Consider the following 18,144-nt stretch of genomic DNA (forward strand, 5'->3'; position numbering starts at 1 on the left):
TTGACTATATTCTTTTCATCAATTGCGGAATTTTAACCAAAGCTTACTATTACTCCTATATTCAATGAATCCATTATAATATTTTCAGTCTTCTGCTTACCTTCGCCACCCATAACATGAAAACAGTTCTACTATTTATAAGTATATTTTGTGTTCCTATTTTAGGAATTTCACAAGCATCTGATACAGATATTAATATAGGAAATAAAACCATGGGCTTAACTTCTTTGCATAAGGGAAGTTTTTATTTTTATTGGGGTTACAACAGAGAATGGTATACCAAAAGTGATATTAAATTCAATTCATCTACTTGTCATTTTACGCTCTCAGCGGTTCGTGCTAAGGATCGGCAATCCGGTCTGGGATTTAAAAACTATGTATATAACATCACCATTCCTCAATTTAATGTTCGGGCGGGATACATGTTGAGTGATCGATTTGGGATTAGTTTTGGTATGGATCATATGAAGTATGTTGTAGCACAAAAACAACAAGTAAAAATTAATGGTAGCATTGCACCAACTACGAATCAAGTCAAGTATGCGGGTGTTTATTTAGATGAGTTAATTAAAATTGATTCTCCATTTCTAAGATTTGAACATACCAATGGACTAAATTATATTTCTATGGATGGAGAATATTATTTAGAATGCTGGCACCGAAAAAATCATGCGCAATCCCTTGGATTAGTTGCCGGCTTATCGTTTGGACTGTTATATCCGAGAAGTGATGTCGATGTGTTTGATATTGAAGGTGTTAATATTTTTCATACTGCAGGTTTTGGAATCAGTGGAATTTTAAATGTCCGATTTCAAGTAGTAAATCATTTATTTCTTATGTTTCAAAACCGTTTCGGTGAAATTATTTTAAATGATATCTTGATTTCAGAGGGGTTTCAAGCAAAGCAACATTTTGGTTTTTACCAAACGGCATTTATGTTGGGTATAAATTTTAATTTATTCTAATCTTCCAAAGACTTCAAATAGCTTTTTTACTTTTTCCGGATCTGCCCGTTCTTCATTCCCAAGATCCATAATGGATTTCTCACTAATTTGATTGATACGAACCGATGCATGAAATCGATTTAAACCGCTTTCTTGCAGTATAAAACGTGCATTGGCGTGATCAATGCCTCCTGCAGCCATAAATTCTATTTGAGTTCCAAATTTCTGATTCCATTTTCTTAATGTGGAAATTCCTTCTGCTGCTTTTGATGCGCATCCAGAAGTTAAAATTCTATCAAATTTTAAATCAATGAGTTGTTGAATTTGGGATTCAGGATTTTTACATATATCAATTGCCCGATGAAAACTAAGTTTTTTTAAATTGCTGCATGTGCGTAGTTGAATGGCAAAAGATTCATCAATGGATGCTTCAACGGTCATTCCACCTGCAACCACGGTATCAATGCCTTCTGAAATAGCCCATTCAATATCTTTTAAGATGAGCTCTTTTTCTAAGGCATCGTACACAAAGTTTCCATTGCGTGGTCTAAAAAAAACGGCCATTTCTTTTCTAAAAATCGCTCGTGCTTTTTGAATAAGTGCATGACTGGGCGTTAATCCGCCATGATCCAGATCACAGCAAAGTTCGATCGCATCGGCATCATATTCATGTGCCAATACCACTGAATGAATGTTAGCACAGCACAATTCAATTATTGGCCGTTGATTCATTTAATAAAAAAATAATAGGAATTTATTTAAATTGATTGTAGCGTTTTTCTGCGTACTCCCAATTTATGACATTAAAGAATCCAGAAATGTAATCTGGACGACGGTTTTGATATAATAAATAATATGCATGTTCCCATACATCCAATCCAATGACAGGCATTCCACCACACCCAGTGTTTGGCATTAGAGGATTGTCCTGATTAGGGGTTGAACAAATTTCAAGTTTACCACCAGGATGCACACACAGCCAAGCCCAACCTGAACCAAATCTGCCGATGGCAGCTTGTGCAAATTTTTCTTTGAAAGCTTCAAGCGATGTAAAATCACGGTTAATTGCTTCACTAAATGAACCGTTTGGATTTCCACCACCATGTGGAGACATCATTTCCCAAAACATACAATGGTTGTAATAACCACCTCCATTATTTCGAAGGGGCATATTGCTCATGTCCAGGGTTCGTAAAATTTCCTCAATACTTTGGTTTTCCTGCGGCTTATCCTTTATTGCAGCATTGAGGTTATTGGTATAGGCTGCATGATGCTTCCCATGATGAATTTCCATGGTTCTGGTATCAATATGCGGCTCAAGTGCTTGGTGTGGATAAGGTAATTCTGGTAACAGGAATGGCATAAATTATTGTTTCAATCCGTAAATGTAAAAAACGAATCGTAATCTATAAGACAATTAGGATAATTAATTTGTTCTAAATCGATCAAATTTCTTTTCAAGATACGGATGTAACAAAACGCTTGTTAAAATAATAAATACACCAATATAAAATGGCAGGTTTAATTGTCGGTGTTCTTTTAAAACGGCAATGGCCAAAATAATCCCATAAACAGGCTCCATATTAAATGCGAGCATGGCAGTAAATGCACTTAGATTTTGCAAGGACCTGATTACAAAAACATAGGCAACGACGGTGCAGAAATAGGAAAGAAATAATAAATAGAACCAATCATTTCCACTGGGGAAAAATTTAAAATTCGGGTCGAATAAATAGACCACAGGCATTAAGAGGCTCATTAAGCACCAAACAGAGAAAAGTTCAATCCAACTTATTAGAATTTCATCAGAAGTTTTAATAAATTTCTTATTTAGTGTAGCAAATGCAGCTGAAAAAATAGCTGCTAAAATCCCAACACCAAAGCCCAATCGATAGGAAAAGTCAATATTTTGAAGAATCAGCCACATGCCGGGAAGTATTATGAGTCCTGTTCCGATATCCAGAGTTTTGATTTTCTTCTTTTGAAATAGGGCTTCAAAAAATGCCGTTGATAATGGAATAAATGCTAAACAAATCATTGCTACCGAAGAATTTGCCAATTTTATCGAACCATAAAAGCAAATCCAGTGGAGCCCGACCAATAAACCAATCCACATGAATCGTTTGAAGGTTTTGGCATCCATTTTTTGAAAACCCTGAACACGGTACATTTTAGGCAACATCAAGACCCAAGTAAGTAATGAACGCCACCAAACCAGGACTAAAGCAGGTAAAAGAATCATTTTACCTAAAATTCCAGTGAATCCGAACAAAAAAATGGCCAGATGGAGGAGGAAAAACGACTTTTTTACACTATCCATTTAAGATTATGAAAATTGAAACAAATATCTAATTTTGTGCCCTTAAATTTTTATACATGAGCAGTTTACATTTAGGTGAAAAAGCCCCCGGGTTTACCTTAGTTTCTTCAGATAAAACGGAAATCCGATTAGCTGATTTTCAAGGACACAATGTATTGCTTTTGTTTTTCCCATTGGCATTTACAGGAACTTGCACACAAGAAATGTGTCAAATGAGGGATGATATGACCCTTTACGAATCATTGGATGCCCAAATTTTAGGGATATCTGTAGATTCTCCTTACACTTTAGCTAAATTTAAAGAAGTAAACAAAATTCCATATCCATTGCTTTCAGATTTTAATAAAATTGTGTGTAAAGCGTATGACTGTATAGATGAAGTTTGGAATTTAGGACTTCGGGGTGTTGCAAAACGTTCCGCTTTTGTACTTGACAAAGAAGGACATCTTCGATATATGGAAATTTTGGATAATCCAGGAAATTTACCTAATTTCGAGGCGATAAATCATGTATTAAAAAATCTCAATTAATATCCTGCTTATGATGCAAAATAATCCGGGAACCTGGGAAGCTATCGAAGAAGATGTAATGGTTGAAGATCAATTGGGCAGTCTTTCTGAACTGATTGTTTATAACGATGATGTAAATACATTTGATTGGGTAATTGAAAGTTTGATGGATATTTGTAAACATTCCTTTGAGCAAGCTGAACAACTATCTATGATTGTTCATTTTAAAGGAAAAGCAATCGTTAAAACAGATAGTTTTAATATTTTAAGACCAATGAAAGATGCTTTATGTGATCGGGGCCTTTCTGCAGTTATAGAATCCATCAAAGTATAATTAATCTTGCCGGTTGCCTTTTTACCGGAATTTCCGCTGTACTTTCCCCATCCTTCTAAAGCAGATCGACACGGCTTGCTGGCCATAGGGGGCAGTCTCACTGCAGAACGAATCATTCTGGCCTATCAAAATGGAATTTTTCCCTGGTATAATTTAGGTGAACCCATTATGTGGTGGAGCTTAAGCCCAAGATTGGTCTTAGACCCAAAAAAGATTCACGTTTCAAAAAGTATGCATCGTGTATTAAACAACAAATCATTTTCTGTGACAGCGGATAAAGATTTTGAACAAGTAATGCGGAATTGTGGGTCAATAATGCGTCAAGGTCAAAATGAAAGCTGGATTCATGAAGAAATGATACAGGCATATATTAATTTGCATCAAATGGGAATTGCACATTCAATAGAAGTGTGGAAATCAGAAGAACTTGTAGGAGGTATTTATGGATTGGCAATTGGAAAAATGTTTTGTGGAGAATCGATGTTCTCTAAAATTTCGAACACTTCAAAACTTGCTATGATAAATTTGGCAAACTTTTTAAGTGTAAAAAAATTTGACTGGATTGATTGCCAGCAGGAATCGGATCACATGAAGCGCATGGGTGCTTCTATCATTCCACAAGCAGATTTTTTAAACTATTTAGAACAAAATAAGCGCAATTCACTGGTAACCGAAAACTGGTCAGGAGAATTTAACAATTTCTAACAGGAATGGACTAATTTTAGGTATTAATATTGAATTATGTTAAAAAATATCTTTCTCACTTTTACTTTGTCTGTTTTAGTGAATCTGAGCTTTGCACAGGAACAACCCGGACGCATACATTTAGATTCCAGCGCTCCGGTATTCATGCATTTGATTTTTAAACCCTTGCCAAATGTTTTTTTAGTTGAAAAAGCATATACAGAATATTATAAAGAACGTGAATTTGTTAAAAACTCCTACACACAATATTACAAATTGTGGATGCATTGGGCACAAAAGTTTATGGATACCAATGGAACCATTTATATCCCAACACCGCATGAAACATTAACTGAAGAAAGCATTCGATTGCAACTTCGAAAAAATAATTCAATCCATAGAGCACCTGCAGCCAATTGGAAATTTGTCGGTCCTTCAAAAACCTATCATACAGATGGAATTACAAAAGTGACCTGGCAAACAAATGTCTATTCAATAGATATTGCACCCAGCGATTCTACAATTTTGTATGCAGGTGGAGAAAGTGGTGGACTGTGGAAAACAACCGATCATGGAAAAAACTGGCAATTGACCACTTCCAGTATTTTGCATGATGCATTTGGAGCCGTTCGGATTCATCCAAAAAATCCTGATACGGTTTATGCTGCAACCAGCGGAAAAATTATTAAAACAAATGACGGTGGAAAAACCTGGGCAACGGTCTATTCAGAAAGTGGCTTATGGGTCAATGATCTTGCAATCAAACCAAACAATGGACAAATTATTTTAGCAGCGAGCAATAAAGGGATGTTGCAGTCTGTAAATGGCGGATTAAATTGGAAAAAAGCATTTACAGAAGAATGTTGGACAGTAAAATTTAAATTGAATGCACCCAATACAAGTTTTTGTGTTCGATTAAATGGCGTAATATCCGATTTTATGAAATCCACCAATGAGGGAGTAAATTGGTCAAGCGTTTCTCCAATTTGGTCCAACCCAGGAGCGGGAGAATCCGTTACCGGTGCCCACATTGCACAGTGTCCAAGTAACACAAAAAAAATCTACGTTTATTTATGTGGTACCGGCGGTACATTAAATGGGTATGTAGGTGTATTTGTTAGTTCGGATGACGGACTCATTTGGAACAATACAAATCCGTCGGGACTTGTAGGAGGGACCTACACCATTCCATCTCATACAAATTTGATGGCCAATAATGGAACCACAGGATTTAATCAAGGATTTTATGACATGGCGATCATCGTAAATCCAAAAAATGAAAATGAATTAATTGCAGGCGGTACCTCTTGGTTTAAAAGTACAGATGGTGGAGCAAACTGGAGTAGTCTTGGAGGTTATGTTGGTAACTTACCTTGGAGTCATCCAGACATTCAGTGTTTAGCTGCACGTGGATCTGATTTATGGATTGGGAGTGATGGTGGTATCAATTATTCAAAAGATTTTGGACTTAGCAGTGAAGCGCGAATGGATGGAATTTCAGGTGCTGACCTTTGGGGTTTTGATTCCGGTTGGAATGAAGATATTTTAGTTGGAGGAAGATACCACAATGGAAATATGGCTTGGCATGAATCCTTTCCCGCAAATACATATTACCGCATGGGTGGAGCCGAAGCTGCTACTGGTTATGTAAATCCGGGACCTGGACGCAAAACTTATTTTTCTGATATCGGAGGATATGCCCTGAAGTCCGGTTTACAAAATGGAGTTAGCTATTTTCCGGTTGGCCTTTTCCCAAATGAATCGTATGCCTATTATGCAAATAGCCAAATGACCTGGCATCCACAATGTTGGAATATTATTTACCTGGGAAGAGAAAATAAAATCTGGAAAAGCACAGATGGCGGTGCAACCTTTCAGTTGTTATATAGTTTTCCGGGAAACACTACAAACACTGTTTTTGAAATCGAAGTTTCAAGAAGCCATCCTGAGGTTATTTACTGTTCACAATGGGATGGAACAGATGATTCCATGTGGAGAAGTTCAGATGGTGGAATGTCCTGGAAAAAATTAGCTCCGCTTCCGTTACCTAATAATAACGACCGGGTTAAAATGAGTTTAAGTGCAAGCAATCCAAATGAATTGTGGGTTGCACTTACTTATGGTTCAAATGGCAAGAAAATTTATAAAACCATTGATGGAGGATTATCCTGGATCAATTTGACAACTTCGAAATTGGATAATGTTACCATTTCGGATATATTACATCAATTGGGTACACAAGGAGGAGTTTATCTTGGAACAAAACGCGGGGTGTATTATAGGAATGATCTCATGACGGAATGGGAAGCCTATTCAGACGGTTTACCTGTAAGTGCAGAAACAAATCGATTGAAACCCTTTTACAGAGATGGAAAAATCAGAAATGGTTGTTGGGGATTTGGAGTTTGGGAAACGGATCTCTATGAAAACTCCACTGTGATTCCACAAGCCATGGCAAATAAATTAGAATCTTTTTGCATTCGGGATACATTTTATTTTGATGATTATTCTAATGTGAATCATAACGGAGCAAGCTGGACCTGGAACATTGCTGATGCACAGTATCTGGCTGGACAAAATACAAGAACGCCTAAAGTAATTTTCAAATCAGTAGGTGTTAAGCAAATTATCATGAATTTAAAAACACCTTCCGGCACTTTTAAAGATACCATGTATGTAAGGGTAAACAATGAATGTGAAAAAGATAGTTTGCCAGGGCATGCTCTTTCCTTAACTGGATCAAATGGATATGCACAAATTCCTGCATTTGGAATTCAATCCAATACGTTTACCATGATGGCTTGGGTAAAATCAACAGCAACACAAAGTGATTTTGCTGGAATTTTATTTATGCGTGGTGGCAGCTCAACATCTGGTTTAAGTGTATTAACAAATGGAGACCTCCGATACCATTGGAATAATAATGGATACAATTGGGTTTCTAAAGCTCGATTAATCCCAGGAGTTTGGACGCATTTAGCTTTAGTTGTTACACCCAATTCACTTACGATTTACAAAGATGGAGTGGCCTATACCCAATCAGGCGTATTTGATCCTTCCAACTTTGATAGTCCGATTACTATAGGAGCTGATCTTAATGGTGGAAATCGTTTTTTTAGAGGTGAAATAGACGAAGTATGTGCGTACAATCGGAGTTTAAGCATTTCAGAGATTCGTGAAATCATGCACTTGAGCAGAACCCATACAGCAAATCCCGGAATGCTGAGTTATTTTCAATTCAATGAAGGACCTGCAAAAATTTTGGATAAAGAAAATTCATTTCACGGATCCTTGGGAGGCAATGCTATTTTAATTCCATCAACAGCACCAATTGGTCCGGGTACCAGTGTGCGTATGGATATTCGGTCTAAGGGAATTTATTCGTTTGGACTTACAGGCCTTACTGTAGAAACAGAAGACAGCGGCGTATTCCCAAATGGGGAATTGTGTGTAAGCCGCATAAATTACATTCCACCCTCAAACTTTAATCCTGACAATAGACCGGTAAGTAATTCATACTGGATCCTCCATAATTATGGATCGAATCTTTCGCACACCCCATTCAAAATCTTGAGTTTTGATCATATTGGTCTGGTTCGGGCACAAACCCAGGCTGGCGAATTAAATTTATTTAAAAGAGGCCCTAATGAGGACACCACAAGTTGGGTACTTGCAATTAATGGAAGTAGTTTGCAGTCAGGCCCAAACGCATCTGCTCAATTTACTAAAACGAAAGTGCAGGAAAGCAGCCAATTGCTCATCTCTAAAACTGTAGGAGATACCATGTTAGTCGCTGTTAAAAATCCGGTTCGAAATGTAAATGAAACGCTAATCGAAATTTCTCCTAATCCATTAAATTCACAAGATCCACTATCAATTAAAACCACCATGGATGGTGAAATTGTTGCAAAACTTATGGATGATCGTGGGCGGATTCTAAAAATTATTAAATTTAATAATAATTGTGAAACCCGGATTCCAGAATTAAAACCGGGAACATATTTATTGAGTTTTGAATCAAAGAATCAATTGGTATTTAAAAAATTATTGGTTATCGAATAAGCTTTTTGTTCTTTACATGAACTATAGAGAAACCCTTCAATACATGTATGATGCCTTACCTATGTTTCATAGACAGGGAAAAACGGCTTATAAAAAAGACCTTACCAACATTCGGGCCTTATGTGAAGCATTGGATAATCCGCAACAAAAATTAAAATGCATCCACATTGCCGGTACAAATGGCAAAGGTTCTGTATCACATATGATGGCAGCTATTTTGCAGGCGCATGGTTATAAAACGGGTTTGTACGTATCGCCTCATTACAAAGATTTTAGGGAGCGTATTAAAATCAATGGACGCTATATTTCGCGAAACTACATAACCCGTTTTGTAGAAAAAAATAGGGATTTGTTTAATAAGGTGGCTCCTTCTTTTTTTGAGATGACTGTGGCAATGGCCTTTTCCTATTTTAAAAAGCAAAAAGTTGACTTTGCAGTTATAGAAACCGGTTTAGGAGGGCGTTTGGATTCGACAAATATTATTCAACCGCTGTTGAGTATTATTACAAATATTAGTTGGGACCATAGCGACTTGTTGGGCGACAGTCTTGAAAAAATTGCTCAAGAAAAAGCAGGTATCATTAAAACGAATACACCGGTAGTAATTGGTAGAAAACAAATAGAATCAGAACCTGTTTTTAATAGTTTTGCAAAAGCGATGCATGCGCCCATTTACTATGCTCAAGATCATACAAAGATTGAAAGCAAAGAAGGCCCAAAGGGTCTGGATCGTATAAGCTTTGAATTAGGTGGAAACGAGATGGTTGTAAAGCCTTCCTTGAATGGCATTTATCAATTGGAAAATATTAATACCGTTTTATCAGCATGTCAGGTATTAAATGCGTTCAAAATTGTACAACTGGAATCTAGTAAAATTGCAATTGGCATCGAAAAGACCAGTGAATTAACCTGTATGGTTGGAAGATGGCAACAAATTGCAAGTGATCCGGATGTTTTTGTTGATAGTGCCCACAATGAAGATGGAATAAAATATTTAGTTCGTCAAATAGAAGGAATCCATTTCAACAAACTGCATTTTATTTGTGGTTTTGTAAAGGATAAACCAATTGATAAAGTACTTGTTCAGTTACCTAAAGATGCTTCCTATTATTTTGTCAAGGCTTCAATTCCAAGGGCTTTGGATGAACAGGAGCTTCAGCAACAAGCAAAAGCGTATGGCTTATCCGGAAGCTGTTATAGCAAACCAAAGCAAGCCTTACGTGCAGCCAGAAAGCATGCTGGAAAAGAGGATCTGATTGTAGTGAGTGGAAGTATTTTTGTCGTAGGTGAATTTTTATAAATTGTAAGATATGAAATTAGTAATTGCAATTGGAGGAGCAAGTGGTTCAATTTATGCAAGGTTGTTGCTCGACAAATTAATGGAAATGCCAGCAATGGAAATTTCAATGGTACTCAGTAAAAACGCAAGCTTTAATTGGGAATTAGAAAATGAAAACTACCCGCTTGGAAAATACCCTTTTCAGAGATTTGAAAATGATGATTATTCAGCTCCATTTGCAAGTGGTTCAGGAAAATACGATGCGATGATTATTTGTCCTTGTTCTGCAGGCCAACTTGGAAGAATTGCAAACGGATTGTCTGATGATTTAATCAGCAGGTCTGCTGATGTGATGCTCAAAGAAAGAAAAAAACTGGTTCTTGTTTTTAGAGAAAGTCCCTTAAGTTTAATCCATATCGAAAATATGCGATCGGTCACCTTAGCAGGCGGTTTGATTTGTCCAGCAATCCCATCTTTTTATTCTAAACCTGAATCCATGGATGCATTGGCAGCTACGGTAAGCAATCGGGCATTGGAATTAATAGGATTGGATACGAAGTCATTTAGTTGGGGAACCGCTTAAGTTTGATTGAATTTATAATGCCTATTTATCAACATATAAAAACTTTAAATGAATCAGATATTTATATTTGGAAAATTGAGGAACCTGCAACATTTTTCTTAAATGAAGTCTCTTGGGAAGAAAGGCAAATCAATTGGTTGGACACCATCCATCCTTCCAAACGCTTAGAGTATCTTGCATCCAGGTTTCTAATTTTTCATATTGCTGGAATACTTGATAGTCATTTATATAAAAATGAGGCTGGAAAAATTTATCTAAAAAGTAAACAACAACACATTTCGATTTCACATTCATCAAACTTTACAGCCGTTGCCTTATCGAAAAAAACCATCGGATTTGATTTACAATGTTATTCAGAAAAGATATTCAGAGTTGCACAAAGATTTTTAAGCAGACATGAATCTGCTGCTTTAAAATCTTTCGAAACAATTCAAAGTTTATCCTGTGCCTGGACTGTCAAAGAGGCTGTCTATAAGGCATATGGTCAAAAAGGGATTCATTTTGATAAACAGATAACAATTGATGTAATTGCTCCAAAGGATGGAATTCAAAAAACAAACGCGCGCTTGATCAATAATCAAATTGAAACACATTATGAAATCTATTCTCAAATTCACTCCGACTTTTGCTGGTCACTTGCTCAGGAAGTTTGATTGGTATTTTATAGTTTTCTCAGGAGTCTTTTTATTCTCTTGTAAAAACAGTCCAACTCGACCTGTTGATAGTCAGGTACAGGCGATCACGGGGCAAACTCAATTTGAGCAGCTTCCAGAATCCTTTAAGGCATTTTATATTAAATTTCATGAAGACAGTTTGTTTCAAATGGAACATATTGTTTTTCCTTTAGAGGGACTCCCGGATCATGCAGATCCTGAAGATGTGCAAGTCAATCCATTTTATTATACAATTGACCAATGGATGCTTCATAAATTATTTGATCCAAAGTCCAATACCATCGTTTATTTAGAATTAGGAGGTATCATCATTGAAGAGCGAATTACAGAAAAAAAGTATGGCTTAACCATTATTCGCAGATTTGCAAACTCATCAAGCGGCTGGCGATTGATCTATTATGGGGGTTTAAATAAATATGTAAGTAATTAATTTTTCTTTAGGACTATTGAAGGAAATTGGATTATTCAAGAACCTAATTGCTGCGTTTTAAGGGTATGGGATTTGAATAAGGTAGCGTTTGGTATTTATAATTTGGTCAATTTCTATTCAATTTGGGGAACTTTCCTCAATATTTCTGAATTTATATACTAGAAAACGAAGCTGATACAGATGGAATTTTAAAACAAAGTGTTTGACTTTGTGTTAGTTTGTTTTATATATTTAATGGGTGTTCAGAAAACTCTTCAGTCGGGCATTAAGTTTATTAAATTCCGAGTTTAAGGTTGTAAATGAGGTATTTAAGAAAATTTGGCGCTGTAAGTAGGTTTTTTATTAGAATTTCCCTCAAGCAATCAAAATCAGATAGAATATGAGTCAGGAACTAATGTTGTGGGGTGGGTTCGTGTTATTTATTGTTTTGATGCTCGCCTTGGATTTGGGCGTTTTCCACAAAGAAAATCACGAAATTAAATTAAAGGAAGCCTTGATGTGGACCATGTTTTGGGTCAGTCTGGCTTTGATATTTAATATAGGGATCTACCACTTCATGGGGAGTGAAAAGGCACTCCAGTTTCTTACAGGGTACCTGATTGAAGAGTCATTGTCTATTGACAATGTGTTTGTCTTTATGTTGATTTTTTCGTACTTTAAAGTCCCGCCAAAATATCAACATAAAATATTGTTCTGGGGCATTTTGGGTGCTATGTTGATGCGTATAACATTTATACTGTCTGGCATCCTTTTGATAGAAAAATTTCACTGGATCATTTTTGTTTTTGGAGGATTTTTAGTCATTACGGGCATTCGCTTAGCATTTCAGGATGAAATTTCAATTAAGCCAGATTCAAACCCGGTTATTCGATTATTTAAAAGATTTTTTAGAATCACAGATACCTATCATAAAGATAAATTTTTCATTCGTGAAAATGGGGTATTGCTCGCAACACCCATGATGGTTGTTCTTATTTTTATTGAAGTTTCAGATTTAATTTTTGCTGTAGACAGTATTCCAGCTATTTTAGCCATTACGTCTGATCCTTTTATTGTATTTACTTCAAACGTGTTTGCTATTTTAGGTTTGCGGTCGCTATTCTTTGCAATATCTGCAATTTCAAAATACTTTATTTATTTAAAATATGGTTTGGCAGCAATATTAACCTATGTTGGAACGAAGATGTTGGTTTCAGATTATTATAAAATCGATCCTCTTTACTCTTTATTGGTGATCTTAGCCATTTTATCCTTGTCAATATTTACTTCCATGCTTGCTGTAAATAAGAAATTGTAAAGCTTTTTTTTTGAGGGAAAGAACACTTTTTAAAATCCAAATTCAGATTCATCAATACAGTCAAGAGGAAATTCGAATCCTGTAGAATTAAGGCAAATTAACCTTCTAAATCCTGATCCCAGAATGATCATAGGGATTTGTAGTAATTAAATTGTAATAAGACAAGGCGCCCTGTAAGAAATTCGAGCAGCTGTGAAATAGAATATTCATTGAACACGAATTTCGAGTTAAGCACTGACTTTGAAGCTATTCCAAGTCAATATAAAACTCTAATGAACCTAATGAGTTGATGCAAGATGTATATTCATAGGCTTATTAGAGCTTCCCTTTAATTTTTTAAATTGCCTTTGAAAGCATACTGGATATCAGCTTGTCCTGCTTTTTTCCAAATAAAGCTTCCAGAAATTTCATGATCTTTAACTGTGCCGGTAAACTGCATTTCTCCTTCTGTACTGCTTTTTGTAGTTGAACTAAAGCTGTATACTCCATCTTTATAAGTGCACTGGTAAGGACTGGCAGAGAATCCATATTGATGGCAACTTTCAGAATCCATCGTATTGTTTTTAAATACAATAATATCCGGATCTTGTTTTTCAGGATGATTGATATCCCATGCACTTATTTGATAAGAGTTTCCATCCAAATTTTTAGTTGTGTTTTGAACACATGCGATAAAGTTTGACAAAATTACCAGGCAGATTAATTGAATTATTTTCATATAAAATTGTTTTTATTTAATTTTAAATTGTCTTGAATTGCATCAAAATTCCATTACTTCATAAACCCAAGTATCTTTTAAATTCGCTTAGCTCCCAATGAGCTTATTTACATTTCAATCAGTTTAAGCAATTCGCGATTCGAACTTTTAACATGAGGTTTAAATCCCTCATACCAAGCTTGCCAAGCTGGATCTTTCATTCCATTGACTAACATGTTTTCATATTCTGCTAAGGTATTGAATTGCATTTCAATAATTATCCGGTACGATTCACCTGTAAAGTCGGTTAGAATTTTTGTACCGGCCGCTGGAAATAGATTTTGGCTTATAGCAGCCCGTAAACCTGGAAGCACATTTTTAAAGGCTCCAAATTGAATGTGAAATGTGTCTCTTGCTATATACATATTGGTCTTTTTTAGTTTTTAATATTTATGCAAAATTGTGAAAGTATTGTCAAATTACAATCCCATAATTATGGGAAATTATCTAAATATATTTTTTCATCGACATTTTAGAAGCAGCTTCGGTTGCGGAATGTACCTGAAGTTTCTCATAAATTTTTTTAATGTGCGATCGAACCGTTTCCAGAGAAATGAAGCACTTTTCTGCAATCATTTTATAGCTAAAACCGGAAGTTAGCAAATCCAAAACTTCTTTTTCACGTGGACTGAGTCCAAATTGATCTTCAGCAGGTAATGTCAGCTTATGAAACAAGGTCAGTACTTTTTTCGCAATTGAAGGCGTCATCGGAGCTCCACCGTTTGCAAGATCCCGGATTGATTCAACGATTTTCTGCGTTGACGCACTTTTAAGTAAATAGCCTGAAGCGCCATGGCATATAGCTTCAAATATATTGTCATTGTCTTCAAAAACGGTCAACATCATTACTAAAGTTCCCGGAATATTTTTCCGGATCAATTTGAGTCCTTCCATGCCATTAATCCCTGGCATCCCAATGTCCATAAGCACAACATTCGGCCTTAAGGAAGTAATTTGTTCAACCACTTCATTGCAATTTTCAAAGGCTCCAACTACCTGCATGTCTTCAAGAAGGGCAAGGCTATCTTGCAAACTAGTCCGCAAGAATGCATTGTCTTCATAAATAACAAGGGTAATGGTTTGCATGCGTCAATCGATTGAATAAAGATAGATACTAAAAGCTAGATTTAAATCCCATAATCATGTGATTAGCGGAATCGTTAATTTTATGGTGGTACCATGCCCGGGAATTGATTCTATAGAAATTTTAGCGTGTAATCGATCGGAACGATCCTTCATATTTTTTATACCATTTCCAGTTGTCGGTTCTAATGAATTAAAGCCTAATCCATTGTCAGCAATTGTCAATTCAAATTGTTTTTTATTTACTGAGATTTCAATGTGAGCCAGACTCGCACTGGAATATATAGCTAAATTGTTAATTGCTTCCTTAAATATCATAAGCAAATCTTTTCTTTTGTCCAGGGGCAAATCAACGTTGCTAGTGAATTCCAAAACTTCAAATTTGAATGCAATTTCAGCAGCTTCTAAAATTTCAGATGCGTATTGTCTCATCCGGATAAATAACATATCCAAAGCATCATTTTTTGGTTGTACTGACCAGATGATTTCATTCATCATTTCAATTGCTTGTTTTGATGCAGATTGAATTCGATTTAATAATGAAACTTGCTGTGTATTTTGTTGCAATTGTTTTTCCAATAAATTACTATTCAGTTGAATGCTGCTGAGGGTTGATCCGATTTCATCATGTAAATCCCGAGCAATAGAATTGCGTAATTGCTGTAATTTTATAATCTGTTGAATTTTAATTTTATAATAAGAATAACCAAGACCAACAATTAATATACAACAAAGTGCTAAAAACCAGGCTGTTTTCCAAAATGGAGGGTGAACAATCAATTCAAGGGGGTCAATGACTGTGCTCCAAATTCCATCATTATTAGCAGCTTTAACTTTAAAAGTGTAGGTTCCTCCGGGTATGTTTGAGTAATTTGCAATGGAATTATTGCCACTGTAAATAAATCCATTGTCATAACCCTCTAATGTATAGGCAAATTTATTCTTAGTACTATTTGTAAAGCTTAGTGCAGCAAATTCAGCTGTAAATATATTTTGCCTGTAATTTATATGAATTGGTTTTAATTTATTTTTAATACGTTGCGACGGAACATCTTCTCCGTATACTTTTACGTTACTGATGTAAACCTTTGGGGGAATTGTATTTTTAATAAATTGGCCTGTTTGGCTCCAACTCATCATGCTGTTGGTAGAAAAATAAATACTTCCATCGGTTCCTGTATAACTGGCTCCATCCATTCGGTTCGTGGCAAGTCCATCCATTTGTACATAAACCTGGATGCTTCCGTTGGAACCGTTTAAAACTGCAACTCCTTGATTGGTTGTTAACCATAAGTTTTGATGCCTATCCGGAGTAATCGAACTTATATTGTTATTGGGCAATCCTTCGGATATAGTAATAATTTTCATTTTTTGATTGCTTGGATCCAAGCGGGCTAAACCATTTTCAGTTGCGATCCAAATAAAATTTAGATTGTCTTCATAAAGATCATAAACTGCATTATCAGGAAGAGACTGTGGATTGTTTTTATCATGTTTGTAATATGTGAAACGAACATCTTTTGCATCGTATTTACTCAAACCTGAGTTTTGGGATCCGAACCAAATAGTTCCTTTGTGATCTTCCAATATGCAAAATATTGCATTATCCTGTAAGGAATTTGTCGTATCAGGATTACTTAATAAATGATTACAAATTTCAAAGCTTGAGTCTAATTTATAAACTCCGGAAGTAGATGAACTAATCCAATAATTTTTATTTTTATCAATCTTTAATTTTCGGGCGTTTTCAAACTTACAGGATTTACTTGAATTCAATACAACCATGCTTTGATTTCTAAAATCATATTTAAGCAACCTGCTAGATTCCAATATTAATAATTCATTCTTATTAATAAATTCTAATTGATAAATCTTATTTCCGAAAATTCCATTAGGCCCAATGTATTTGCTTAATACTTGTTTGAATTCACGTGTTTGCTTATTGAAATTTAAGATTCCCAATCCAGGTATTGAAATTAAAAGACTGCGCTCTGGAATATCCTGCAAATTGGCTACAATGCTGTATGGATTTCGATAAATGGATATTTCATTATTTTGTAAAGGGATTTGGATTGTTGAAAATTGATGTGACCTTGGATCATATTTATTTACACCATCTTGTGTGGCAACCCAAATGGCACCTGCTTCGTCTTTAAACAGTTCATGAATATAATTAGAGCTGAGACTATACCCATTTCCAGGATCATGTTTTATACTTCGATAATACCTGCTGGTTTTAGGGTTATAAAAGGATATTCCAGCACCAAATGTCCCAATCCACCAACAACTATCATTTTGGATTACAATGCCTGTTACAATATTGCTTTTTATATCGATATCTTGCTTGGCATCTAAATGAATTGCTTTCAATTTTACATCGCTGTAGTTTAGTTGATTCAAGCCACCTAACCAGGATCCGACCAGTAAACTGCTATCATTAAATTTAACCAACAGTCTTTGCGTTGTTGTAGAACGAATTTCTTTTGAATGCCTTGATGCTATATTTACACTTTTCTGTACATCGGTACAAAGATTATATTGGATGACTTCACTTTGATTTGTACCAATAAATAAATTTTCGTTGATATCTAAATAGATTGATTTTATTACCAGATTATTTTTTTCAGAGGGGTGATAAGAAGCTTCCACATCAAATGAATCTCCTAATCGATGGACGGCGGTTTTGGTGGCAAACCAAATTCTTCCAAACGCATCCATCCGAATGCAATGCACTCTATATAAGTCAGATTTTTCCAGAGTTTGAGGAAGTTTAATTCTAACAAATCGGGCTATTTCATAATCATAGTAACAGATGCCACCATTCGTTGCAATCCAAATTCGGTTATAGGTATCAACTATTAAATCATTTATTATATTATTGGGGATGCTGGTGCTATCGCCTAATTTTGAATTGTAAAGTTTGAAGTTTTTGCCGTCAAATCGGGCTAATCCATCGGAGGTACCTAGCCAAATATACCCAAAATGATCTTGTGCGATTTTATAAACTGGTGCAGGGAGCCCCTTGGATTCTCCAAACCGTTCAAACGGAATTAGTACATCTTGGGTGTAAATTGGCTGCTGTAATAAGCAAAAACTAATAAACAACTGAACGCAAAAACTTTTGTATTTGGAGCCAGAAAATATTCTTGAAGAAGCTACATACATTCATCAAAAATATAAAAAAAGTA

General features: G+C 35.6%; 17 protein-coding genes. 10 read left to right on the top strand and 7 right to left on the bottom strand.

The window, feature by feature from the left end; genetic code table 11:
• Positions 1-116: 116 nt before the first annotated feature.
• Positions 117-965 carry a hypothetical protein gene (locus IPK91_13805; protein MBK8298320.1) on the top strand — a complete coding sequence of 283 codons (849 nt, stop codon included), beginning with the start codon at positions 117-119 and terminating at the stop codon, positions 963-965.
• Here IPK91_13805 and IPK91_13810 read toward each other — a convergent pair.
• From IPK91_13810 to IPK91_13820, 3 genes are all read right to left on the bottom strand, one after another.
• Positions 957-1,676 carry a hypothetical protein gene (locus IPK91_13810; GenBank protein ID MBK8298321.1) on the bottom strand — a complete coding sequence of 240 codons (720 nt, stop codon included), beginning with the start codon at positions 1,674-1,676 and terminating at the stop codon, positions 957-959. The two genes, IPK91_13805 and IPK91_13810, sit on opposite strands and share 9 nt — an antisense overlap.
• 22 nt (positions 1,677-1,698) lie before the next feature.
• Positions 1,699-2,307, bottom strand: coding sequence for a superoxide dismutase (locus IPK91_13815; GenBank protein MBK8298322.1), 609 nt, complete (start codon positions 2,305-2,307; stop codon positions 1,699-1,701).
• A gap of 63 nt (positions 2,308-2,370) precedes the next feature.
• A complete protein-coding gene (locus tag IPK91_13820) occupies positions 2,371-3,264 on the bottom strand; it encodes a DMT family transporter (GenBank protein ID MBK8298323.1) in 894 nt (297 codons plus the stop codon).
• 56 nt (positions 3,265-3,320) lie between these two features.
• Here IPK91_13820 and IPK91_13825 point away from each other — a divergent pair, with 56 nt between their 5' ends.
• The 9 genes from IPK91_13825 to IPK91_13865 all read left to right on the top strand — a co-directional run bounded on the left by IPK91_13825 (position 3,321) and on the right by IPK91_13865 (position 13,116).
• A complete protein-coding gene (locus IPK91_13825) occupies positions 3,321-3,794 on the top strand; it encodes a redoxin domain-containing protein (protein MBK8298324.1) in 474 nt (157 codons plus the stop codon).
• Positions 3,795-3,804: 10 nt separating this feature from the next.
• Positions 3,805-4,107, top strand: coding sequence for an ATP-dependent Clp protease adaptor ClpS (locus tag IPK91_13830; GenBank protein ID MBK8298325.1), 303 nt, complete (start codon positions 3,805-3,807; stop codon positions 4,105-4,107).
• A 6-nt stretch (positions 4,108-4,113) separates the two neighbouring features.
• Complete coding sequence (locus IPK91_13835; protein ID MBK8298326.1) at positions 4,114-4,812, top strand: leucyl/phenylalanyl-tRNA--protein transferase; 699 nt, start codon at positions 4,114-4,116, stop codon at positions 4,810-4,812.
• A gap of 36 nt (positions 4,813-4,848) precedes the next feature.
• Complete coding sequence (locus IPK91_13840) at positions 4,849-8,853, top strand: hypothetical protein (protein MBK8298327.1); 4,005 nt, start codon at positions 4,849-4,851, stop codon at positions 8,851-8,853.
• A 16-nt stretch (positions 8,854-8,869) separates the two neighbouring features.
• Positions 8,870-10,153 (top strand): bifunctional folylpolyglutamate synthase/dihydrofolate synthase, encoded by a 1,284-nt coding sequence (locus IPK91_13845; protein MBK8298328.1) that lies wholly within the window; start codon positions 8,870-8,872, stop codon positions 10,151-10,153.
• 10 nt (positions 10,154-10,163) lie between these two features.
• The gene (locus tag IPK91_13850; protein MBK8298329.1) at positions 10,164-10,715 is read left to right on the top strand and encodes a UbiX family flavin prenyltransferase; all 552 of its coding nucleotides are present in this window, start codon (positions 10,164-10,166) and stop codon (positions 10,713-10,715) included.
• A 2-nt stretch (positions 10,716-10,717) separates the two neighbouring features.
• Positions 10,718-11,368: a 4'-phosphopantetheinyl transferase superfamily protein gene (locus IPK91_13855; protein ID MBK8298330.1), complete on the top strand. Its 651-nt coding sequence runs from the start codon at positions 10,718-10,720 to the stop codon at positions 11,366-11,368.
• Complete coding sequence (locus tag IPK91_13860; GenBank protein ID MBK8298331.1) at positions 11,310-11,819, top strand: hypothetical protein; 510 nt, start codon at positions 11,310-11,312, stop codon at positions 11,817-11,819. Before IPK91_13855 ends, IPK91_13860 begins: the two co-directional genes overlap by 59 nt.
• Before the next feature lie 379 nt (positions 11,820-12,198).
• Positions 12,199-13,116, top strand: coding sequence for a TerC family protein (locus IPK91_13865; GenBank protein MBK8298332.1), 918 nt, complete (start codon positions 12,199-12,201; stop codon positions 13,114-13,116).
• A 328-nt stretch (positions 13,117-13,444) separates the two neighbouring features.
• Here the strand turns inward: IPK91_13865 and IPK91_13870 are convergent, their stop codons facing one another.
• The 4 genes from IPK91_13870 to IPK91_13885 form a co-directional block, all read right to left on the bottom strand.
• Complete coding sequence (locus IPK91_13870) at positions 13,445-13,834, bottom strand: hypothetical protein (protein ID MBK8298333.1); 390 nt, start codon at positions 13,832-13,834, stop codon at positions 13,445-13,447.
• 107 nt (positions 13,835-13,941) lie between these two features.
• Positions 13,942-14,238 carry a hypothetical protein gene (locus tag IPK91_13875; GenBank protein MBK8298334.1) on the bottom strand — a complete coding sequence of 99 codons (297 nt, stop codon included), beginning with the start codon at positions 14,236-14,238 and terminating at the stop codon, positions 13,942-13,944.
• 82 nt (positions 14,239-14,320) lie between these two features.
• Positions 14,321-14,959 (bottom strand): response regulator transcription factor, encoded by a 639-nt coding sequence (locus IPK91_13880; protein ID MBK8298335.1) that lies wholly within the window; start codon positions 14,957-14,959, stop codon positions 14,321-14,323.
• A 54-nt stretch (positions 14,960-15,013) separates the two neighbouring features.
• Entirely contained in the window at positions 15,014-18,121 is a 3,108-nt protein-coding gene (locus tag IPK91_13885; GenBank protein ID MBK8298336.1) for a hypothetical protein, read from the bottom strand.
• Between the last annotated feature and the right edge of the window lie 23 nt (positions 18,122-18,144).

The organism is Saprospiraceae bacterium (assembly GCA_016712145.1).
GTDB lineage: Bacteria > Bacteroidota > Bacteroidia > Chitinophagales > Saprospiraceae > Vicinibacter.